General features: G+C 71.8%; 20 protein-coding genes and 5 pseudogenes. 15 read left to right on the top strand and 10 right to left on the bottom strand.

Annotated features, from left to right (window positions below; all coding sequences use genetic code 11):
- Positions 1 to 47 precede the first annotated feature (47 nt).
- Together hrpB and QFZ74_RS07640 are read right to left on the bottom strand one after the other, a co-directional pair.
- Positions 48 to 2,582, bottom strand: a complete 2,535-nt coding sequence (hrpB, locus tag QFZ74_RS07645) for an ATP-dependent helicase HrpB (RefSeq protein WP_307620030.1) — start codon at positions 2,580 to 2,582, stop codon at positions 48 to 50.
- A 97-nt stretch (positions 2,583 to 2,679) separates the two neighbouring features.
- Positions 2,680 to 3,561 carry a class I SAM-dependent methyltransferase gene (locus QFZ74_RS07640; RefSeq protein WP_307624068.1) on the bottom strand — a complete coding sequence of 294 codons (882 nt, stop codon included), beginning with the start codon at positions 3,559 to 3,561 and terminating at the stop codon, positions 2,680 to 2,682.
- Between the two features lie 297 nt (positions 3,562 to 3,858).
- Between QFZ74_RS07640 and rpsA the strand changes: the two genes are divergently transcribed.
- The 4 genes from rpsA to QFZ74_RS07620 all read left to right on the top strand — a co-directional run bounded on the left by rpsA (position 3,859) and on the right by QFZ74_RS07620 (position 7,764).
- On the top strand, positions 3,859 to 5,355 hold the full coding sequence (rpsA, locus tag QFZ74_RS07635) for a 30S ribosomal protein S1 (protein WP_307620029.1): 1,497 nt from the start codon (positions 3,859 to 3,861) through the stop codon (positions 5,353 to 5,355).
- A gap of 199 nt (positions 5,356 to 5,554) precedes the next feature.
- Positions 5,555 to 6,493 (top strand): PAC2 family protein, encoded by a 939-nt coding sequence (locus QFZ74_RS07630; protein ID WP_307620028.1) that lies wholly within the window; start codon positions 5,555 to 5,557, stop codon positions 6,491 to 6,493.
- A 206-nt stretch (positions 6,494 to 6,699) separates the two neighbouring features.
- On the top strand, positions 6,700 to 7,299 hold the full coding sequence (coaE, locus tag QFZ74_RS07625; protein ID WP_307620027.1) for a dephospho-CoA kinase: 600 nt from the start codon (positions 6,700 to 6,702) through the stop codon (positions 7,297 to 7,299).
- An 84-nt stretch (positions 7,300 to 7,383) separates the two neighbouring features.
- Positions 7,384 to 7,764 (top strand): M48 family metallopeptidase, encoded by a 381-nt coding sequence (locus QFZ74_RS07620; RefSeq protein ID WP_307620025.1) that lies wholly within the window; start codon positions 7,384 to 7,386, stop codon positions 7,762 to 7,764.
- Between the two features lie 73 nt (positions 7,765 to 7,837).
- Here QFZ74_RS07620 and QFZ74_RS07615 read toward each other — a convergent pair whose 3' ends face one another.
- The gene (locus QFZ74_RS07615; protein ID WP_307620024.1) at positions 7,838 to 8,155 is read right to left on the bottom strand and encodes a DUF6343 family protein; all 318 of its coding nucleotides are present in this window, start codon (positions 8,153 to 8,155) and stop codon (positions 7,838 to 7,840) included.
- A 66-nt stretch (positions 8,156 to 8,221) separates the two neighbouring features.
- On the opposite strand from QFZ74_RS07615, the gene QFZ74_RS07610 reads away from it, so the two are divergent.
- Both QFZ74_RS07610 and QFZ74_RS07605 read left to right on the top strand, forming a co-directional pair.
- Complete coding sequence (locus tag QFZ74_RS07610; protein ID WP_307620023.1) at positions 8,222 to 9,196, top strand: acyltransferase domain-containing protein; 975 nt, start codon at positions 8,222 to 8,224, stop codon at positions 9,194 to 9,196.
- A gap of 61 nt (positions 9,197 to 9,257) precedes the next feature.
- Positions 9,258 to 9,945: pseudogene (locus QFZ74_RS07605) on the top strand (class I SAM-dependent methyltransferase).
- 38 nt (positions 9,946 to 9,983) lie between these two features.
- Here the strand turns inward: QFZ74_RS07605 and QFZ74_RS07600 are convergent.
- Complete coding sequence (locus QFZ74_RS07600; RefSeq protein WP_307620022.1) at positions 9,984 to 10,556, bottom strand: RNA-binding S4 domain-containing protein; 573 nt, start codon at positions 10,554 to 10,556, stop codon at positions 9,984 to 9,986.
- An 82-nt stretch (positions 10,557 to 10,638) separates the two neighbouring features.
- On the opposite strand from QFZ74_RS07600, the gene QFZ74_RS07595 reads away from it, so the two are divergent.
- On the top strand, positions 10,639 to 11,334 hold the full coding sequence (locus tag QFZ74_RS07595; protein WP_307620021.1) for a uracil-DNA glycosylase: 696 nt from the start codon (positions 10,639 to 10,641) through the stop codon (positions 11,332 to 11,334).
- A gap of 39 nt (positions 11,335 to 11,373) precedes the next feature.
- On the opposite strand, the gene QFZ74_RS07590 is transcribed toward QFZ74_RS07595, so the two are convergent.
- A complete protein-coding gene (locus QFZ74_RS07590) occupies positions 11,374 to 11,838 on the bottom strand; it encodes a GNAT family N-acetyltransferase (protein WP_307620020.1) in 465 nt (154 codons plus the stop codon).
- Positions 11,835 to 12,251, bottom strand: coding sequence for a RidA family protein (locus tag QFZ74_RS07585; protein WP_307620019.1), 417 nt, complete (start codon positions 12,249 to 12,251; stop codon positions 11,835 to 11,837). Before QFZ74_RS07585 ends, QFZ74_RS07590 begins: the two co-directional genes overlap by 4 nt.
- Before the next feature lie 222 nt (positions 12,252 to 12,473).
- Between QFZ74_RS07585 and QFZ74_RS07580 the strand changes: the two are divergent.
- The 4 genes and pseudogenes from QFZ74_RS07580 to QFZ74_RS07565 all read left to right on the top strand — a co-directional run.
- Positions 12,474 to 12,825: pseudogene (locus QFZ74_RS07580) on the top strand (nucleotidyltransferase domain-containing protein); the annotation flags it as partial.
- Positions 12,806 to 13,233, top strand: a pseudogene (locus QFZ74_RS07575) (amidohydrolase family protein); the annotation flags it as partial. The pseudogenes QFZ74_RS07580 and QFZ74_RS07575, both read left to right, overlap by 20 nt.
- Positions 13,152 to 13,547, top strand: a pseudogene (locus tag QFZ74_RS07570) (cytochrome P450); the annotation flags it as partial. The pseudogenes QFZ74_RS07575 and QFZ74_RS07570, both read left to right, overlap by 82 nt.
- A 131-nt stretch (positions 13,548 to 13,678) precedes the next feature.
- The gene (locus QFZ74_RS07565) at positions 13,679 to 14,326 is read left to right on the top strand and encodes a DUF899 domain-containing protein (protein ID WP_307620018.1); all 648 of its coding nucleotides are present in this window, start codon (positions 13,679 to 13,681) and stop codon (positions 14,324 to 14,326) included.
- 21 nt (positions 14,327 to 14,347) lie between these two features.
- Here the strand turns inward: QFZ74_RS07565 and QFZ74_RS07560 are convergent, their stop codons facing one another.
- Together QFZ74_RS07560 and QFZ74_RS07555 are read right to left on the bottom strand one after the other, a co-directional pair.
- Positions 14,348 to 14,815, bottom strand: coding sequence for a hypothetical protein (locus QFZ74_RS07560; protein WP_307620017.1), 468 nt, complete (start codon positions 14,813 to 14,815; stop codon positions 14,348 to 14,350).
- Positions 14,806 to 15,468, bottom strand: a complete 663-nt coding sequence (locus tag QFZ74_RS07555) for an ATP-binding protein (RefSeq protein WP_373462355.1) — start codon at positions 15,466 to 15,468, stop codon at positions 14,806 to 14,808. The genes QFZ74_RS07560 and QFZ74_RS07555 overlap by 10 nt, the downstream gene beginning before the upstream one ends.
- A 403-nt stretch (positions 15,469 to 15,871) precedes the next feature.
- Here QFZ74_RS07555 and QFZ74_RS07550 point away from each other — a divergent pair, with 403 nt between their 5' ends.
- From QFZ74_RS07550 to QFZ74_RS07540, 3 genes and pseudogenes are all read left to right on the top strand, one after another.
- Positions 15,872 to 16,732, top strand: coding sequence for a helix-turn-helix transcriptional regulator (locus QFZ74_RS07550; RefSeq protein ID WP_307620015.1), 861 nt, complete (start codon positions 15,872 to 15,874; stop codon positions 16,730 to 16,732).
- On the top strand, positions 16,733 to 17,008 hold the full coding sequence (locus QFZ74_RS07545; protein ID WP_307620014.1) for a DUF397 domain-containing protein: 276 nt from the start codon (positions 16,733 to 16,735) through the stop codon (positions 17,006 to 17,008). It abuts the gene before it with no gap.
- Between the two features lie 8 nt (positions 17,009 to 17,016).
- A pseudogene (locus QFZ74_RS07540) lies at positions 17,017 to 17,296 on the top strand (SAM-dependent methyltransferase); the annotation flags it as partial.
- A 158-nt stretch (positions 17,297 to 17,454) separates the two neighbouring features.
- On the opposite strand, the gene QFZ74_RS07535 reads toward QFZ74_RS07540, so the two are convergent.
- Positions 17,455 to 18,942 carry a glutamate synthase subunit beta gene (locus tag QFZ74_RS07535; RefSeq protein ID WP_307620013.1) on the bottom strand — a complete coding sequence of 496 codons (1,488 nt, stop codon included), beginning with the start codon at positions 18,940 to 18,942 and terminating at the stop codon, positions 17,455 to 17,457.
- A gap of 158 nt (positions 18,943 to 19,100) precedes the next feature.
- The gene (locus tag QFZ74_RS07530) at positions 19,101 to 19,796 is read right to left on the bottom strand and encodes a DUF2293 domain-containing protein (RefSeq protein ID WP_307620012.1); all 696 of its coding nucleotides are present in this window, start codon (positions 19,794 to 19,796) and stop codon (positions 19,101 to 19,103) included.
- A 122-nt stretch (positions 19,797 to 19,918) separates the two neighbouring features.
- On the opposite strand from QFZ74_RS07530, the gene QFZ74_RS07525 reads away from it, so the two are divergent.
- Complete coding sequence (locus QFZ74_RS07525) at positions 19,919 to 20,551, top strand: uridine kinase (protein WP_307620011.1); 633 nt, start codon at positions 19,919 to 19,921, stop codon at positions 20,549 to 20,551.
- Positions 20,552 to 20,595 lie beyond the last annotated feature (44 nt).

Genomic DNA, 20,595 nt, shown 5'->3' with positions numbered 1-20,595 from the left:
GAGTTCGAGGGCGCCCCCGCCGCGGCGGAGGCGCCCTCACCCGTCTCTCACCCGAGCCGGGCCTTGGTGTGCCGCGTCGGCTGGGCCGTGGCCGGGTCCTCCGGCCACGGGTGCTTCGGATAGCGCCCGCGCAGCTCCGCCCGGACGCCCCGGTACCCGTCCTTCCAGAAGGAGGCGAGGTCGGCGGTGACGGCGGCCGGCCGCCCTGCCGGGGACAGCAGGTGCACGAGCAGCGGCACCCCCGCGACCGCGGGCGACTCGTGCAGCCCGAACATCTCCTGCAACTTCACCGCCAGCACCGGCTGTTCGGGATCGCCGTAGTCGATCCGGATCCGCGACCCGCTCGGTACGGCGATGCGCTCGGGAGCGAGTTCGTCGAGCCGGGCCGCCTCACCGCCCGCCCAGGGCAGCAGCCGGGCGAGCGCCTCACCGGCGTCGATCCGCGCGAGGTCGGCGCGCCGCCGGGCCCGCCCCAGCTCGGGCTCCAACCACTCGTCCACGCGCGCGTGCAGGGCCTCGTCCGAGACGTCCGGCCACGGCTCCCCGAGATGCAGCCGCAGGAACGCCAGCCGCTGCCGCAGGACCTCCGCCTCCGCCGACCACCGCAGCAGCCCGAGCCCCTCCTGCCGCAGCCCCTCCAGCAGGGCCTCGCGTACGAGGGCGGGATCGGCGTCCTTCAGCGGCCGTACCGTCAACTCCACGGCCCCCAGCCGTTCGACGCGCCGCGCCACGACGTCCCCGTCGCCCCAGCGCACCTCGTCCCGCTCCGCCAGCAGCGCCCCGCCCGCGAGCCGCGCGACATCCTCGTCGACGAGCGCCCCCAGCCGCACGCGCGCGTGCCCCTTGCCCACGGGCCGGTCCGCCACGGCGACCGCGATCCACTCGCCGTCCCGCAGCCCCGACCCGTCCGCGACCTCGGCCCGCGTTCCCGACACCATGAGATGCGACCCGCCGACCCGCCTGGCCACCCGCTCCGGAAAGGCCAGCGAGGCCACCACCCCGACCACCCTGTCCTCGGCCGTGACACCGGCCTCCGCCCGCTCGGGCTCCCGCGCGCGCGTGGGGCCGGACTGCGCAGCGGCATCGCGCAGGCGCCGTACCTCGGTCCGCCAGCGCGCCGCGTACGCGTCACCGCCCCGCCGGGCCGCCCGCAACGCCGCCGCCAGATCGTCCCCGTACTCCCGCGGTGGCTCCTCGCTCAGCAGTGCGACGACCTCGGCGGCCCGCTCCACCCCGACCAGCGGCACCGCGTCGAGCAGCGCCCGGCCGAGCCGGGGGTGCAGCCCCAGCCGGGACAGCCGTACGCCCCGCTCGGTGGCCTGGCCGGCGGCGTCCACCGCGCCGATCGCCGTCAGGACGTCCCGCGCCGCCGCCATCGCCCCGCCCGGCGGCGCGTCCAGCAGGGCCAGCCCGGTGGCGTCCGGGTCGCCCCAGCACGCCGCCTGCAGGGCGAACGCCGTCAGATCGGCCACCTTGATCTCCGGTGCCGGGAAACGCGGCAGCCGTACGTCCTCCGCCTCCGACCAGCACCGGTACACCACACCCGGCGCCTCACGCCCGGCGCGGCCCGCCCGCTGCCGCCCCGCCGCCTGCGACGCCCGTACCGTCGTCAGCGCGCTCAGCCCGCGCGCGTGGTCGACCCGCGGCTCCCGCGCGAGGCCGGAGTCGACCACGACCCGCACCCCGGGAACCGTCAGCGACGACTCCGCCACCGACGTGGCCAGCACCACCCGGCGCCGCTCCCCGGGCGCCAGCACCGCGTCCTGCACCGCGGCAGGAGCCCGGCCGTGCACCTGGAGCACCTCGACGTCGCCGAATCCGCTCAGATCCCCCAACTGTCCGGCGACGCGCGCGATCTCGCCCACGCCCGGCAGGAAGCACAGCACGTCCCCGGAGCACTTGGCCAGCGCCCGCCGCACCAGCGACGCCACATGCGCGAGCAGCGCCGGATCGACGCGCATGCCGTGCGGCGGCCGCACCGGACGAGCCGGCGGCGCCCACACCACACCGACCTCGTGCGCCACACCCCGAGCCTCGACGACCGGCGCGCCGCCCAGCAGTGCCGCCCACCCCTCGGAGTCCGTGGTCGCCGACGCGGCCACCAGCCGCAGCTCCGGCCGCAGCGTCTGGCGTACGTCCCACAGGAACGCCGCCACCGTGTCCGCGTCCAGATGCCGCTCGTGGCACTCGTCGAGCACCACCACGTCGACGCCGCTCAGCTCCTGGTCGCGCTGGAGCCGCTGGAGCAGCACACCGGTCGTGACGACTTCCACACGCGCGCGGGGGCCCACGACCCGCTCACCGCGCACGGTGTACCCGACGCTCTCGCCCACTTTCTCGCCCAGCAGCCACGCCATCCGCCGGGCCGCCGCCCGCGCCGCGATCCGCCGCGGCTCGGCCACGACCACCCGCCGCGCGGGTCCCTCGCCCAGCAGCCCCGCGAGCGCCGGCGGCACCAGCGTCGTCTTGCCCGTACCAGGCGGCGCGACGAGCACGGCGGTGCCGTGCCCCTCCAGCGCGTCGTCCAGGGCGGGCAGGGCACCACGTACGGGCAGGGCGTCCAGAGCGTCGTAACGGATCACGCCCCTAGTGTCGTACGCCACCGCGAACCGCCCTTCACGCGCGCGTGCGTGTGAACGCGTGCGTGTGAAGAGGACGAGGGGGAGACGGGGGCTGCCCTCAGTCGCGCTCGCAGACGAAGATCGCTGTCCCCGGGATCAGGGCGCCCCGCAGCGGCGACCAGCCGCCCCACTCCGAGGTGTTCCAGGCCGGCCACTCCGGCTCCACCAGGTCGACCAGGCGGAAGCCCGAGACGGCGATGTCCCGGACGCGGTCGCCGATCGTCCTGTGGTGCTCGACGTAGACCGCGCGGCCCTGATCGTCCTGTTCGACGTACGGCGTGCGGTCGAAGTAGGAGGACGACACCGACAGCCCCTCGGGGCCCGGCTCGTCCGGGAAGGCCCAGCGGATGGGGTGGGTGACGGAGAAGACGAAGCGGCCGCCCGGGCGCAGCACCCGCCGCACCTCGCGCAGCACCAGCCGCGGATCAGCGACGAACGGCAGCGCCCCGTAGGCGGAGCAGGCCAGGTCGAAGGAGGCGTCCGCGAACGGCAGCGCGCCGGCGTCCGCGCACACCAGGGGGAACGAGCCGCCGATACGCAGCGCGTGCTGGAGCTGGCGGTGGGAGAGGTCAAGGGCGACCGGGCGGGCGCCACGGGCGGTCAGCCAGCGCGAGCACTGGGCCGCGCCGGCGCCGATCTCCAGGACGTCCTTGTCCTTCAGCTCCTCCACCGGACCGAGCAGCTCCGCCTCGACCTCGTCGAGGCCCTCGGGTCCCCACACGAAGCGGTCGTCGCCGAGGAACGTGCCGTGCTCGCTCTGGTACTCGTCCGCGTTCCGGTCCCACCAGCCGCGGTTGGCACGGGAGCTCTCCGCGACCGAGGCGTCACGCCGGGTGGCTTCCGGTTCGAAGGGTTCGGGCTCTTGGATGATGGGCTCCCTCGTCGTACTCTTCCGAGCAGCCGCCAGGAGTGTGTCGCGAGGGGGGTCCAGCGGGGTCATCATGGCCTCGTGGGACGGTTCTTGTGCCGGGTATGCGGTGATCCGCCCCGGCTGGGCGCCTTCGCGCATTGACCCTGTCCGGCTGCCCCCGTATGCTACAAGTTGCGCTGCGGGCCTGCGCACCTCAGACGTAGCAGGCTGCGCTCGCATCTGTTGTATGTCCCCTCGGTTCTCGAGGCGCCATCACCAGTTACTGGTGAGGCGTTTCCTTGGCTGTCCGGCTTCATCAGAGCGAAACGGGCTCCCGGCGTAAGCAGTACCTACGACTTCAATGTCCGTACCGGAGCCCTTTTCCACATGACGAGCAGCACCGAGACCACCGCCACCACCCCGCAGGTTGCGGTCAACGACATCGGTAACGAGGAAGCCTTCCTCGCCGCGATCGACGAGACGATCAAGTACTTCAACGACGGCGACATCGTCGACGGCGTCATCGTGAAGGTCGACCGGGACGAGGTCCTGCTCGACATCGGTTACAAGACCGAAGGCGTCATCCCGAGCCGCGAGCTCTCCATCAAGCACGACGTCGACCCCAACGAGGTCGTCGCCGTGGGCGATGAGATCGAGGCCCTCGTTCTCCAGAAGGAGGACAAGGAAGGCCGTCTGATCCTGTCCAAGAAGCGCGCTCAGTACGAGCGTGCCTGGGGCACGATCGAGAAGATCAAGGAAGAAGACGGCATCGTCACCGGTACCGTCATCGAGGTCGTCAAGGGTGGTCTCATCCTCGACATCGGCCTCCGTGGCTTCCTGCCGGCCTCCCTCGTCGAGATGCGCCGCGTTCGCGACCTCCAGCCCTACGTGGGCAAGGAGCTCGAGGCCAAGATCATCGAGCTGGACAAGAACCGCAACAACGTGGTCCTGTCCCGCCGTGCCTGGCTCGAGCAGACCCAGTCCGAGGTCCGCCAGACGTTCCTCACGACCCTCCAGAAGGGTCAGGTCCGCTCCGGCGTCGTTTCCTCGATCGTCAACTTCGGTGCCTTCGTGGACCTGGGTGGCGTCGACGGTCTCGTGCACGTCTCCGAGCTCTCCTGGAAGCACATCGACCACCCGTCCGAGGTTGTCGAGGTCGGCCAGGAGGTCACCGTCGAGGTCCTCGACGTCGACATGGACCGCGAGCGTGTCTCCCTGTCGCTGAAGGCGACCCAGGAAGACCCGTGGCAGCAGTTCGCCCGTACCCACCAGATCGGCCAGGTCGTCCCGGGTAAGGTCACCAAGCTGGTTCCGTTCGGTGCGTTCGTCCGCGTGGACGAGGGCATCGAGGGTCTGGTCCACATCTCCGAGCTGGCCGAGCGCCACGTGGAGATCCCGGAGCAGGTCGTCCAGGTCAACGACGAGATCTTCGTCAAGGTCATCGACATCGACCTCGAGCGTCGCCGGATCTCGCTGTCCCTCAAGCAGGCCAACGAGTCCTTCGGTGCCGACCCGTCGGCCGTCGAGTTCGACCCGACCCTGTACGGCATGGCCGCGTCCTACGACGACCAGGGCAACTACATCTACCCCGAGGGCTTCGACCCCGAGACCAACGACTGGCTCGAGGGCTACGAGAAGCAGCGCGAGGAGTGGGAGCGCCAGTACGCCGAGGCGCAGACTCGCTTCGAGCAGCACCAGGCGCAGGTCATCAAGTCCCGCGAGGCCGACGAGGCCGCTGCCGCCGAGGGCGGCGAGGCTGCCGCTCCGGCCGCGGCCGGCGGTGGCGGTTCGTACTCCTCCGAGGGCGCGGACACCTCTGGTGCCCTGGCCTCGGACGAGGCGCTGGCCGCGCTGCGCGAGAAGCTGGCCGGCGGCCAGAGCTGATCGCTAGCCGCTGGGCTTAGCCGGTAAGTCGGTTGAGGGACCGCACCTTTCGAGGTGCGGTCCCTCAAGCGTTTCCGGGGGCCCGCCGTGCGTGTCATGAGATGGGGCGCCTTGTGATGGGGCGTCAGAAGCCGTGGGGCGGGAATGCTCGTGTTCCGAGGCGTGTTGGACCGTATGAACACGAGGAGGAGCGGTCACAGTGCTTGATCCGCAGGGTTTGTACGCATGGGAGCCGAAGGGGCTGGCAGTCGTCGACATGGCGCTCGCCCAGGAGGCGGCCGGTCTGGTCATGCTCTACCACTTCGACGGATACATCGACGCGGGGGAGACCGGCGACCAGATCGTCGAGCGCCTCCTCGACACGGTGCCCCACCAGGTCGTGGCCCGCTTCGACCACGACCGGCTCGTGGACTACCGGGCGCGCCGCCCCCTGCTGACGTTCAAGCGCGACCGCTGGACCGACTACGAGGTGCCCAGCATCGAGGTCCGGCTCCTCCAGGACGCCACCGGTGCGCCCTTCCTGCTGCTGTCCGGCCCCGAACCCGACGTGGAGTGGGAGCGGTTCGCCGAGGCCGTACGGCTGATCGTGGAGCGGCTCGGCGTGCGCCTGTCCGTGAACTTCCACGGCATCCCCATGGGCGTCCCGCACACCCGCCCCGTGGGTCTCACCCCGCACGGCAACCGCACCGACCTCGTCTGGGGCCACCGCAGCCCCTTCGACGAGGCCGAAGTGCCGGGCAGCGCCGCGGCGTTGCTCGAGTACCGCCTCATCGAAGCCGGGTACGACGTGCTCGGCGTCGCCGCCCACGTCCCGCACTACATCGCGCGCTCCGCCTACCCGGACGCGGCACTGACGGCCCTGGAGGCCATCACCTCCGCCACCGGACTGGTCCTGCCCAACATCGCGCACGCCCTGCGCACGGAGGCACACCGCACGCAGACCGAGATCGACCGCCAGATCCAGGAGGGCGACGAGGAACTCACCTCGCTCGTTCAGGGACTTGAGCACCAGTACGACGCCGCCGCGGGCGCCGAGCTGCGGGGCAACATGCTCGCCGAACCGGCCGACATCCCCTCGGCGGACGAGATCGGGCAGGAATTCGAGCGGTTCCTGGCGGAGCGCGAGGGCGACGGGTAGGCGCGAGGAGATAGGGCTGGTCGGTGTCGGTGTCGGTGTCGGTGTCGGTGTCGGTGTCGGCGTCGGCGGAGGTCGAGGGGCGGTGGAGGTCGCGGGGCCGGCGGGGGCCGGCGGGGGCCGGCGGGGGCCGGCGGGCGTATGCCGGGTCGGCGGCGGTCGCGGTGCCGGTCGACTGCCTGTCAGTGGCAGGGCCTAGGCTTCCGCTCATGCTGAAAGTTGGCCTGACCGGCGGGATCGGCGCCGGCAAGAGCGAGGTGTCGCGGCTGTTCGTGGAGCGCGGTGCCGTGCTGATCGACGCGGACCGCATCGCCCGCGAGGTCGTCGCGCCCGGAACTCCCGGACTCGCGGCGGTCGTCGAGGCCTTCGGCGCGGGAGTGCTCACCGAGGACGGCAGCCTGGACCGGCCCGCACTGGGCGCGATCGTCTTCGCGGACGCCGAGAGGCTGGCCGTCCTGAACGCCATCGTGCACCCCCTGGTACGCGCCCGCTCCCTCGAACTCGAGAACGCGGCGGCCGACGACGCCGTCGTCGTCCACGACGTCCCGCTCCTCACCGAGAACGGCCTCGCACCGCTGTACGACGTCGTGGTGGTCGTCGACGCGAGCCCCGAGACCCAGCTCGACCGGCTCGTACGGCTGCGCGGCATGACCGAGGAGGACGCCCGCGCGCGCATGGCCGCCCAGGCGACCCGCGAGAAGCGCCGGGAGATCGCCGACGTCGTCATCGACAACGACGTACCCCTGGACGTGCTGGAGCGGCGCGTGGACGACGTATGGGCCGACCTCGTCCGCAGAGCGCACGCGTGACGCACGGCGGGTGTCCGAGGATTCCGGGGAATAGCGTGTCCCTGCCGGGGCGTTGAAGTCCTCCAGCGAGGGAAGGACTTTGCTGTGCCCCAGACCAGCGGTTCGAACGGACGTAGTCCGGAGACGCATGTCATCGACTTCCGTGCCGCCGAGCAACTGCTCGACGCACGGGACCCGCGGGGCGCGGTGAAGTTGCTCGACGGAGTCATCGCCGCGCACCCCGAGAACACGGCCGCGCGCCTGCTGCGCGCGCGTGCCTTCTTCGCGGCAGCGCAACTGCGCCCCGCCGAGCTGGAGTTCACCATCGTCCTGGAGCGCGAGCCGGACAACGCGTTCGCGCACTTCGCCCTCGCCCGCACTTACGAACGCCGGGGCTATCCGGACCAGGCCAAACGCCACTTCCGGCTGGCCGCCGCGCTGGACCCGAACCCGGAGTATCTGAGGGCGGCCCGCTTCGAGACCTGAGGGGGCCACTCGGTGGTCAGGGCGGGTCGCTGCTCGCATCGTGCCGGCCGGGTACTGGTCGGTCGGGGCCGGGTCAGGGGTGGTGATGCTGGCGTGGGCGTGGGCGTGGGCGTGGGTGGCGGGGGTAGGGCGGGCCGCGGTCCGGCGGCCGGTACGGCGGGATGTTCCGGCCCGGTTGGTAGTGCGGACCCTGCCGCAGGTGCCTCAGAATCATGAACATGTCGATGGTGGCCACCAGCCACAGCGCCCCGCACGCCGTGGCCCAGCCCGGGCGTCCGACGAGCGCGAACGCCGCCGTGCCGAAGACCGCCCATGCCATCCCCCACAGGCTCAGCCAGAACCGCGCGCGCAGCGCACTGCGTGCGGTCACCGGCTCACTGCCCGTACGCATCGGGACCATCACTCCTTCTAGCAACGTACTCTTCGCGAAAGTCGTTCACCAAAGGGAGACCGTGCCGTGCTGCCCGACGCCGACGACCTTGCCGAGCTGCTGCTGGACCTCGCCGTACCCCACGAGGACATCAACCAACTTGTCGGTCTGCGGCGCAGGGTGACGGGCGACCCCGGCCTGTCGCGGCTCGTGGCGGAGTACAGCGAGGACCTGGTCCAGTACATGGGGGAGATCGGCCGCCCCTCGCGGATCGAGGACCGGTCCGCCGAGCCGCCGGCGGCCCTGGGCGACTACTTCTCCGTGTACGTCTTCGTCGCCGCGCTCCCGTACACGCGCGCGTACCACCGCGAGCGCGGCATCCCGGACGAGATCTCCCGGCGCACCCTCGCCGACCTGGGCCGCCACATCGCCGTGTACCGCAGACGGTACGGCAGAGGCGGGGTGCAGTCCCCGTACTGGCTCGTCCTGCACTTCCGCGGTCTGCTGTACCAGCTGGGGCGGCTGCAGTTCGAGCGGGCGCGGGTCCGCAGGAGCGCGGCACGGCGGCTCGCCGCGACCGGGATGCCCGAGTCGGCGGGCGACCCCTGCCTCGCCCTCCACATCCCCGACTTCCACGGCCCGCTCACCCCCGCCGCCTGTGACCTTTCCCTCGCCCGGGCACGGGAGTTCTTCTCCCGGCACTTCCCCGAGGAGCGCCGCGACACCGCGATCTGCGAGTCCTGGCTGCTCGATCCGCAACTGAGGGAGTATCTGCCCGCGGACTCCAACATCGTCCGCTTCCAGGACCGGTTCCGGGTCGGCTGGGACGGCTCGGAACCGGCCGACAAGGAGCCGGTGCAGTTCGTGTTCGGCGACGCGGACCTGCCGCCCGCCGACCTGCCGCGCCGCACCTCCGTCCAACGGGCCGTCGGCGATCATCTGCGAGCGGGCCGCCACTGGCACATCGGGCACGGGTGGTTCCCGCTGGAACCAGGTGAGCTGCGGGGGGAGCTGGGCACGCGGGAAGTTCCCGTGGGGCCGCAGCACTACTCGGACGAGTGAACCAGCGCGGTGAGGGAACGTCCGTGCGGGCACGGCCCGTTGTCCGGGCATGACGGCAGAAATGCGTGAGGGGTACGAGGGGACAGGACCCGGTGCGATCACCCCGGACGGCTGCGCGGTCGAGCTCTACGCGCGCCTGCCGGTGGGCGACGAGCCGGACATCATCGCCGCGGCCGTACCGGCCGGCGGCCCGCATCCTGGAACTGGGCAGCGGCGTCGGACGCGTGACACACCCCCTGCTGGAACGGGGCTTCACGGTCACGGCGGTGGATGAATCCGCCGAGATGCTGGAACGCGTCCGCGGAGCACGCACGATATGCAGCCCCATCGAGGAACTCGACCTGGGCGAGAGCTTCGACGTAGTGATGCTCGCGTCGTTCCTGGTCCACGCCGGCGACGCCGACGTGCGGCGAGGCATGCTGCGCACGTGCGCCCGCCACGTGGCCGACGGCGGCTACGTGCTGATCCAGCGGGAGGGCGAGGACTACCACACCGACCTGCCGAGAGAACGCGTCGACCCCAACGGCTTCACCGTGCGCATGGTGTCGGCCGACCCGGTCGGGGACGGCGTGAACTCGGTAAGGGCGGAGTACCTGTTCCCGGACACGACCTGGACCCAGACATTCCTGGCCAGGCCCCTCACCCGGGAACAGTTCGAGGAGGCTCTGAGGGAGGCGGGACTGGAGGTGGACGAGTACCTGACGCCGGATCGGGTGTGGGTGCGGGCGGTTCGGAGGGGGGAGGGCTGAGGGGCTGAGGGGGGCCGGGGGTAGGCGCCCGTCGAGGGTCAGCGCCCTTCGGGGCGATCGCCGGCGCCGCCGAGTCCTCGCAGGCGCTCCAGCTCGCGCCGGTCCCGCTTGGTGGGGCGGCCGGTGCCGCGGTCGCGGAGACCGGCGGGGGCCACGGCCTCGCGGGGCGGGGGCGGCGGGGAGTTGTCGAGGTAGCACTGGACGGCGACGGGGGCACCGACCCGCTTGCGGATCAGGCGCTTGACCACGACGACTCGCTCCCGGCCCTCGTGCCGCAGCCGCACCTCGTCACCGACGCTCAACGAGTGCGCGGGCTTCACGCGGTCGCCGTTCACATGGACGTGCCCGCCCCGGCAGGCGGCGGCGCCCAGAGAACGGGTCTTGACCAGCCGCACCGCCCAGATCCAGCTGTCGACGCGCACGGTCTCGCCGGGCGCCACACTGGCGGCCTGAGCGGCAGCCACGGCGGCTGCGGTCGTGGGGTCCTCGGCAGTCTGGGTGCCGTCGCCCAGGACGGTTCCGGTCGGGTCTGAGCCGGTGGGTGCGTCCGTGGCGGTGTCGGTCGCGCCGGTCCGGCTGCTCTTTCCGGAGTGCAGATCGTCGGGGGCCATGTTCTGACCTTAGCTCCATGGGACGGGGGAGCCGTTCCTCAGCATCGGCCACCCACCCCGCCCCCTGACCTACCGTGGACGCATGGAAAACAGCCCTCTCGCAGGCCTCGACCGGCGCATCGCCGGCTGTCGGGCCTGTCCGCGGCTGGTCGGCTGGCGGGAGGAAGTGGCCCGGACCAAGCGGGCCGCCTTCGCCGACTGGGACTACTGGGGGCGGCCGGTACCCGGCTTCGGGCCGCCCGACGCCCGCATGCTGATCATCGGGCTCGCCCCGGCCGCGCACGGCGGCAACCGCACTGGGCGCATGTTCACCGGTGATCGTTCGGGCGACGTGCTGTACCAGGCGCTGTACGATGTCGGGCTCGCCTCACAGCCCACCGCCGTCAGCGCCGACGACGGGCTGGAACTGTACGGGGTACGGGTCACCTCGCCGGTGCACTGCGCTCCGCCCGCCAACAAACCGACGCCCGAGGAGCGCGACAACTGCCGCCCTTGGCTGGTCGAGGAGCTGCGGCTGCTGCGGCCGACGCTGCGGTCCGTGGTCGTGCTCGGCGCCTTCGGCTGGCAGGCGGCGCTGCCCGCGCTGGCCGAAGCGGGCTGGACCGTACCCCGCCCCCGGCCCGCCTTCGCCCACGGCACCCGTGTGCCGCTCGACGGCCTGGACCTCTTCGGCTGCTTCCACGTCAGCCAGCGCAACACCTTCACCGGCCGCCTCACCCCCGAGATGCTGCGGGAGGTACTGCGTACGGCGGCGGATGCGGCGGGACTCGCCACGTGAGCGGCATCGCCGCAACGACGGAGGCCGACCGGGATCGCCCTACGGCTGCCACACGTACCGCACGTCCGGCTCCCGCTCCTCGTTGCCGCTGCCGTTCGTGAACTCCGCGGCGACGAAGCCGTGCCGTTCGTAGAAGCGGTGGGCGGGCTTGTTGACCTGGAAGGTCCACAGAGCGAGGCCCGCCGGACTGCGCTCCTTGGCGAGGGCGACGAACCGGTCGCCGATGCCCCGCCCCCGCCACTCCGGGGCGAGGTAGAGCTGGGAGAGCAGACTGTCGTCGAGCACCATCATCCCGACGACACCGCCCCCGCCGGCCGACTCGGCGACCCAGGTGTCCCGGAACGGCAGCACCACGTCCCGGATGTAGTCGCGTACCTCGTCGTCCGACCGCGGCCGTACGACCGTCGGCAGCGCGGCGGCGAAGGAGCGCAGCCAGACATCGGCGACGGCGGCCGCGTCGGCAGCGGCCGCCCGGCGCAGGACGATCGCCGCGTCGTTGCTCACGGGCGCGCGCCCTCCTCCGGCACCACCGCCGTGGCCGTGATCTCCACCAACTGCCCCGTGTACCCGAGGCAGGCCACCCCGAGCAGCGTCGACGAGTGGGGCCCGGCGCTCAGCCCGGAAGCCTCGACCACCTTCCACACGTCCGAGAGCACCGCGGGCTCACTGCTCACGACGTACACCTCGGTCGCCACCACATGCGGCAGGTCGCTGCCCACGACCCTGAGCTGCTCACTCAGGTTCGCGATCACCTGCTCGGCCTGCCGCACCGGATCCCCCGCTCCGACCACCTCACCCCGCTCGTCGAGCGGCACGGCCCCGGCGAGGAACGCGAGCTTCGTACCCGCCTCGACGACGGAGGCATGGGAGTAGGTGGGCGGCGGGAACAGGACGGGAGCGATGGCGCGGTGGATCATGGGCAGTGCCTCCTGCGGTGAGTGACCGGGCAACTCCCGATCATCCGCACCGCCGACCACCGGCGCATCCCATTTCTCCTCGGCGCGCAGCGACTCGAGGAAGAGGCGGGACGAGTCGCTGGCCGCGGCGATCGACGACCAACCGCTCGCCCTCGTGCTTCTGGTCCGCGCGGCCCGCGCCGCGCACCGGCCCATTCCCTCTACGACCGGCGGCCCGCCCGTGGCAGGTCCAGTTATTTGATCGTCGCCGAGCTGGCGCTCAACCAGGTCCTGCGATGCGAGCTGCCACGCCCGACCGAGTACCCGGAAGCGCTGCGGCGTACGGCCCCGGCACGCTGGCACGGCACCGCCCGCGCCACCCTCGACTACGAAGGCCAACCACGCCCCGTACGCCCGCCTCACCGAGGTCGCCGGCGCCATCGTCACCGCAGCCACCCAGACCGCCCACGCGGTGCTGGCGTTCCGCGGCGCGTGGGTGACGAACGAGAAGCGGCTGCTGGAGAGGGCCGGACTGCGCGGGATCGACGACGCCCTCGCACAACTGCGCCCGGACCACGGACGGCGCCGCCTCTAACAACTCGCTCGACGTGTGGGAGTCGATGGCGCTGACCTCCCTCGACCAGAAGTCGGCGGAAGGCGACCCGCGTTGGCTGACGTCGCGCCAGGCCCTGCACCACGCGACTCTCCAGAGCGCGCCCGCGCGGTCGGCCCCGGCGACAGCGTCGGCACGCTCGCGCCCGAACGCCGAGCCGACATCATCCTCGTCGACCTCACCGGCCCGCACACCCAGCCGATCCACGACCTCGCCGCCACGCTCGTGCACAGCGCGCGTTCCTTCGATGTCCGCACCACGATCGTCCACGGACTCGTGGTGATGCACGACCGCGCGTTGCTGCTGCCCCCGGTCGCATCCCTTCCGCGGTCGAGGAGTTCGTCCGCTACGAGGGTCCCGCTCTGCTGGCGATCAGGCGCTTCCCGGTAGAGGACGTGACGATCGGCGAGGTCACCGTCCCCGCGGGCGAGACCGCCTGGGTGTCCCTGTCCGCCGCCAACCGCGACCCCGCCCGCTTCCCCGACCCCGACCGACTCGACCTCGGCCGCGACACCTCTGGACACCTCGCCCTCGGACACGGCATCCACTACTGCCTGGGCGCGCCGCTGGCCCGCGCCGAGACCGAGATCGCGCTCGCGGCCCTCCTGGAACGGTTCCCCGACCTGGCGCTCGCGGACGGCGAGTTGCGTTGGCGTCCCTCCCTGCGCGCGCGGGGCCTTCGCGCGCTTCCGGTGACGTACTGACGCGTCCGTACGCTGAACGATCCGGCACCGCGAAAAAATCTCGCGCCCCAGCGATGAGTTCCGCTCCGCCCGACGGTCACCACCGAGAACGCACCGTCGTGATTGTCGTGACCGTCGTACAGGAGGGGCCGATGCCGCTACCGGAGATCGTTTCGCCCGAGCAAGCGCACGCGGCGCGGGCCGAGTTGCGCGCCAAGGAGGAGGCGGCGCGGCGTGCGCGTGAGGCGCTCAACGCGGAACGCCGCCGCCTTCCCATGGTCGAGGTCGACACGGAGTACGTCTTCGAGGGCGGCGACGGGAAGGCGACCCTGCTGGACCTCTTCGAGGGGCGGCCCCAACTCGTCGTCTACCACTTCATGTTCGCGCCGGAGTGGGAGGCGGGCTGCCCCCACTGCTCGGCCTTCCTCGACCAGATCGGGAATCTGGCGCATCTCAGGGCGCGCGCGACGTCGTTCGCGGCCGTGTCCCGGGCGCCGTTCACGAAGATCCTGCCGTTCAAGGCGCGGATGGGATGGACGCTGCCCTGGGTCTCGTCGTACGACAGCACCTTCAACCGCGACTTCGAGGTGACCCTGGAGCAGCAGGACGGCGAGCTGGTCGAACGGCCCGGCCTCAGTTGCTTCCTGCGGGAACACGACCGGGTCTTCCACACCTACTCGACGTACGAGGACGGGCTCGACGGACTCGGCTCCACCACCAGCCTGCTCGACCTGACGGCGCTGGGCCGCACCCCGGAGGGCAGCGACCGCGTGCGCTATCACGACGAGTACGACTACTGACGGCCCCGGAAGGGCTCCGGCTCACACCCCGTTCGGGGTGCTGCGCTGGCCGGCCCAGTTCGGGGGTGCTCCGGTGATCCGGCACAGCGCGAGGTAGAGGGGTATCGGCGGGGTGTACGGAAGCGTGCCCTCCGGTCGGTGGATGAGGCGCGCGCCCGCGGGCAGGAGCGCGCCGGACGCGTAGTGCGAGGGGGCGGGCCACCGCAGGGCGTAGTCCGAGTCGGACGGCAGGATCCACCACCAGTGCGTCCCGTCGGCGTACACGCATCCCACGCGGGGGAGCCGGGGCGCGACGAGCCGTGCGATACGGATCGGCACGGCGACGGCGTCGCAGCCCAGCGGTGCCGTCATGCCGTCGGGCAGCGGCACGCGCACCGTCGTGGCTGCCGCGGCCGGAGCGACCGCGGTAGCGTGCCGCGCGCGCGACATGCGCACCAGCGTGTCCAGTGCGCGTGCCTGTCCCGAGCCCTGGCCGCGGCTCACGGCCATTCCGGCTCGGTGCGGTGGTGCGGTTCCGCGAACAGGTGGTCCGGTTCCGACCCTGCGAGTCCGTGGTCCGACTCTGTGAGGCCGTGCTCCGGGGCCGGGAGGCGGTGGTTCAGGTTCGCGAGTCCGTGCTCCGGGGCCGCAGGTCGGTGTTCCAGTGCCGCGAATCCGTGGTCGGGTTCCGTGAGTCGGTGGTCCGGCTGCGTACGCTCCTGGTCGCTGGAACCCTGGGACGGGCCCGGCTTGGGGCGTGCGCCCCAGCCCAGGTCGTTGCGCAACTCGGCCCACACCAGCAGCCCCGGGCCGTGCTCCTGGGCACCCCAGGCCTCGCAGAGGGCTTCGACGAGGAGCAATCCCCTCCCGTGCTCCTCCTCGGGCTGTTGCGGGGACGGGTGGGGTTCGCCCGGCGCGCACCCCTCGTCGCACACGGAGATCCGCACCGAGTCCTCGTGACGGCGCAGCTCGCAGACGAGACGGCAGCTCGTCGTGTGCACGATCGCGTTGGTGACGAGCTCGGACACGACCAGGGCGGCCGAGTCGCGGGTCTCCGCGCTCACCGACCAGCCGGCGAGTCTGGCCCGTGTCAGCCGCCTCGCCTGGGCGGGAGAAGCCGGATGCGCGGCCAACTCGAACCGGAACCTGCGCTCGACAGCCACCCCACCGGGGACGACTCCCGTAACTGCGCCGGGACCGGAACGGTCGGCGGCGGTGACTGTTGCTAAGGGCGCGGACGGAATCACGCTTGCCACTATCACCCTGCCAGGAACACATGGCAAGCATCACTCTGAAAAATGCAGAGTGTTGTATGACGAGATGAAGAGCCGTGGCACACTGCTCGCAACAGCAGGTCCCACGGCGCCAGTTGGGGTCATCGGCGATCGGTCGCATCACGGAACGCGGTTTCCGGCCACGAAGCACGGCCACGAACGCGGTCAAAGAACAGGTCATGGAACGCGGCCCTTGAGCATGGCCGCGGAACATGACCGGGGGACCGTTCACCGAGTGAGCCTTCGCATGGCGCCGTAGGACTGTCCGGGACGCATGCGTGGAGGTGGGAGCGTGAGCGAGCCGCGGTCCGCACCGACCGTGGGCCAGGTCGTCCTCGGCCGACGCCTGTTGGACCTGCGGGAACGCGCCGGCCTCAAGCGCGAGGAGGCCGCCCGCGTCCTCCACGTCGCCCCGGCCACCATCCGCCGCATGGAGACCGCCGAGGTATCCCTCAAGATCCCGTACGTCCAGCTCCTGCTGAAGGCGTACGGCGTCCGCGACGACGAAACCGACGACTTCGTACGGCTGGCCGAGGAGGCCAACAAGCCGGGCTGGTGGCAGCGATTCCACGCCATCCTGCCGGGCTGGTTCTCGATGCACGTCAGCCTGGAGGGCGCCGCCGCGCTCATCCGCTCGTACGAGCCGCACTTCGTGCCCGGACTCCTCCAGACCGAGGACTACGCGCGGGGTGTGCTGAGATCGGGTGCCATCGGCCAGACCCGTCCCGACGACATCGAGCGGCACGTCGCACTGCGCATGCAGCGCCAGGGCTTGCTCACCCGCTCCGACGCCCCCCGGTTCTGGGCGGTGATGGACGAGACCGCCCTGCGCCGGCCGGTCGGCCCACCGGAGGTCATGCGCGGGCAGATCGACAAGCTGCTCGACGTCGAACGGCTGCCCAACGTGACCCTCCAGATCACCCCCTTCGCGAGTGGGCCGCACCCCGGCACGTACGGCCCGTTCGTCCTGTTCCGATTCGCCGTGCCGGAGCTTCCCGACATGGTCTACAGCGAGTACCTGACCGGCGCCGTCTACCTGGACACGCCCGCCGAGGTGGCGAGCTACCTCGAGGTCATGGACCGCATGGCGGCCCAGGCCGCCGCAGCACATCGCACGAAGGAGATCCTCCTGGATCTCCGCAAGGAGTTGTGAATGGATCGCATCATGTCCCAGCCCGGGCCCGTGGTCTGCGCGGAGCGCGTCTACAACGGCATGCCCGCACGGGAGTTGGGCAGCGAGGGGTGGCACAAGCCCTGGAGCGGCGGCAACGGGGGCAACTGCCTGGAAGCGATGAAGCTGGACGACGGCCGAATAGCCGTCCGCCAGTCCACCGACCCGGACGGACCGGCGCTGATCTACACCTCTGCCGAGATGACGGCCTTCATCGAGGGCGCCAAGGCCGGGGCGGCGGACTTCCTGCTGTCCTGAACAGCCCGCTGCTCTCGACCACCGAATTGACCGAGATCGACACCAGCCGACCGCATCCCTCCCGAACAGGACAACTACCCGGCCGACCAGGAGATGGGCCGGCTGATACTCGCCCTCGAACCGAGGGTTCCGGTCATGACCCGCGTCAACCGCGCGTTCAAGCACCGCGCCACGCGCCGGCTGCCCCGGAACGGGACACGGCAGTTCCCCGACATCGGCACGGGCATCCCCACCGAGCCGAACCTCCATCAGATCGCCCGGGAGATCGCCACGGACCCCCACGTCGTCCAACGCGCCGTCCTCGGGGTGCACCAGTGAAACCCCCAACTGGGCGAGCCGGTCCCCGGCCAGAACGACGGAACCGTCCCGGGCTACGGCACGGTGGGCCGCAAACCCTGACCTCCGGCCCGTAACCCCGGACTCTCGGTGCGGCCGACGCCCCCGCGTCAGACTGCCATGGGCCGGTCGTACGGCGATATCGGCGCCGGCAGTTGTGAACTCCCCGTCAGATAGCGGTCGACGGCCGCCGCCACCGCCCGCCCCTCCGCGATCGCCCACACGATCAGCGACTGCCCACGCGCGGCGTCCCCTGCGGCGAACACCCCGGGAACATTGGTCGCGAAGTCCGCGTCCCGGGCGATCGTGCCCCGGGGCTCCAGGGCGAGCTCCAGCTGGTCGATGAGCCCGTCCTTCCGGTCGGGACCGGAGAAGCCGAGAGCGAGCAGCACCAGATCGGCCGGGAGGACCTGCTCCGTACCCGGCAGCGGCCGCCGCTCCGCGTCCACCTCGGTCAGATGCAGCGACCGCACGTGCCCGTTCGTGTCCCCGGCGAAGCGGAGCGTCGACGCCGCGAAGAGCCGCGCGTCCGCGTCCGCCGCCGGCGCCGTCTCCAGGTCGCGCGCCTCCTCGTGCGCGGGCGACAGCCGGTAGAGCTTGGGGTACGTCGGCCAGGGATCGCGGTCCTCGTCCCGGTCGGCCCCCGGCTGGGCGTAGATGTCCAGCTGGGTCACCGACGCCGCGCCCTCCCGCACCGCCGTACCGAGACAGTCCGCCCCGGTGTCGCCCCCTCCCACGATCACGACGTGCTTCCCAGCGGCCGACAGGGGAGAGGCCTCCAGATCCCCCTCGCACACCCGGTTGGCCAGCGGCAGATACGCCATCGCCTGGTGTATCCCCTGCAACTTCCGACCAGGCACCGGAAGTTCCCGCCACGCCGTCGCCCCGGTCGCGATCACCACGGCGTCGTAGCGCGCCCGCAGCTCGGCCGCCCCTACGTCCCGTCCGACCACCGTCGACGTACGGAACCTGGTCCCCTCGGCGCGCATCTGCTCCAGCCGCCGCTCCAGATGGTGCTTCTCCATCTTGAACGCGGGGATGCCGTACCTCATCAGCCCGCCGATCCGGTCGTCCCGCTCGTACACGGCGACGGTGTGGCCGGCCCGGGTGAGCTGCTGCGCCGCGGCGAGCCCCGTCGGCCCCGAACCGATCACCGCGACCGTCCGGCCGGACAGCCGGTCCGGCGGCCGCGGCGGTGTGAAGCCCTCCACCCAGGCCCGGTCCGCGATCGCGCACTCGACGTTCTTGATGGTGACGGCCGGCTGGTTGATCGCGAGCACACACCCCGCCTCGCACGGCGCCGGACACAACCGCCCCGTGAACTCGGGGAAGTTGTTCGTGGCGTGCAACCGCTCGCTCGCCGCACGCCAGTCCTCGCGCGAGACCAAGTCGTTCCAGTCGGGGATCAGATTGCCCAGCGGGCAGGCGTCGTGGCAGAACGGGATCCCGCAGTCCATGCAGCGGTCGGCCTGCTTGCTGATGATCGGCAGCAGCGCTCCAGGGACGTACACCTCGTCCCAGTCCCGGGCCCGCTCCGTGACAGGCCGACGCGGCCACTCCTCGCGCGGCGTGGTCATGAAACCCTTGGGATCGGCCATGGCCGTCTTCCTTGCGTCCGCGTACCACGACCCGTACATCACCGGTCGGCGCCCTTCCGGCCACGATACGTCCCCCGCTCCCGCCGCGCAGAGGAGAGCCGAGCCATCCCCACAGCGGCGAGCCCAGCAACCTCCGCAGAACGCGCCCCACCCCTGTCTCAGTCCACACCCTCATCCGACACCCCCCACTCCGCCAGCACCGTCTCCACCTTTCCCGCCGTTCGCCGCCGCGCCTCTTTCCGAGGCACGCCGCTCATCAGCAACTGGTCGTACGGCGTGTCCACGTGCCGTACTGACGCCGCGACCGCCGATCTCACGGCCTCCTCGGACAAGGCCCGCCCCGCCGCACTACGCCCGACCCGGCCGCTGCCCCGCAGCGACGCGTGCGCCGCGATCCCCTGGGCCCGCTCGGCCGGACACCCGGGAAACAGCCGCCGGATCTCCGCGGTGAACGCCTCCGGGAACCGCACGTCCTCCACCGCCCGGCGCTGCGTGTCCCGTGCCCGGCGTCTGCTCCTGGCCTCCGAGTCGGCCAGGCACCGCTCCTCGGCCCGCGCCAGCGCCTCCTCCTCGACGAGCACCCCTTGGCGCTCGTACCGGTTCCTGCGCCGGTTGAGCCGCACCACCACCGCCGACAACGCGCTCTCCTCCCGCGACCGGCGCGTGAGCGCGGTGTCACCGCTCGGCAGGAACACCAGATGCCCGAGGTCGGCGCAGTCGAGGCAACGCGGCGTACCGTCCTCGACCACGAGCAGCGACAACGGCCCGCGCCGGCACGCGGCACAGTGCTTCCGCCGCAGCGGCTGGATCACGACCAGGCCGCTTCCGGACGAGGGAGTCACGAGGGGCGCCATACGTGGTCCTTTCCCTGTCCGGCCGAGGATTCTCTGCTGGGTCTCTCCGGCCGGGTGGCCGGGCATCCAGCACGGAGCCCTGGGTCGGGGCTCCCCGCACATCGCGCGGCATCATGGGACCCGTGCGACTCGAAGCGATCACCTGGGACCGGCTCGGCGAGCAGCTGGCCGAGCGGCTGCTCATGCTGGAGTCCGCCGACGGTGGCTCCTGGCCGCGCGTCGCTTTCGACGGTGCGCCGGCGGCTCGGCCGGGGGACCTGGCCGAGCGGGTCGCGGAGGCGTTGAGGGTGCGTGGCCGCCCCTCGCTGCTGGTGGGGACCGAGGACTTTCTGCGTCCGGCCTCCCTCCGGCTGGAGTATGGCCGCCGCGACACGGAGTCGTACTACGAAGGCTGGTTCGACACGGCAGCCCTGTGGCGCGAGGTGTTCGGTCCTCTCGACCCTGGCGGAGACGGCCGCGTCCTCCCTGACCTGTGGGACCCCGCCACCGACCGCGCCACGCGCAGCTCGTACGTCCAACTCCCGCCTGGTGGAGTCCTGTTGCTTCACGGTCCTCTCCTCCTTCGGCATTGGTTCCCCTTCGACATGACCGTCCACGTCCAGCTCTCCCCGGGCGCCCTGCGGCGCCGTACGCCGGAGGACGACCAGTGGACTCTCCCAGCCTTCGAGCGCTACATCGAGGAGACCGACCCCGCGTCCTCGGCCGACGTCCTGGTACGCGCCGACGACCCCCGCCACCCGGCGTGGAACGGCTGATCCGGCACACCCGCCGATCCCCATCGACTCGCGGAAACCGGCCT

It is taken from the genome of Streptomyces sp. V3I7, from assembly GCF_030817495.1.
GTDB lineage: Bacteria > Actinomycetota > Actinomycetes > Streptomycetales > Streptomycetaceae > Streptomyces.
The sequence above is the reverse complement of the archived record's forward strand: the minus strand, read 5'-3'. Positions and strand labels throughout refer to the sequence as shown.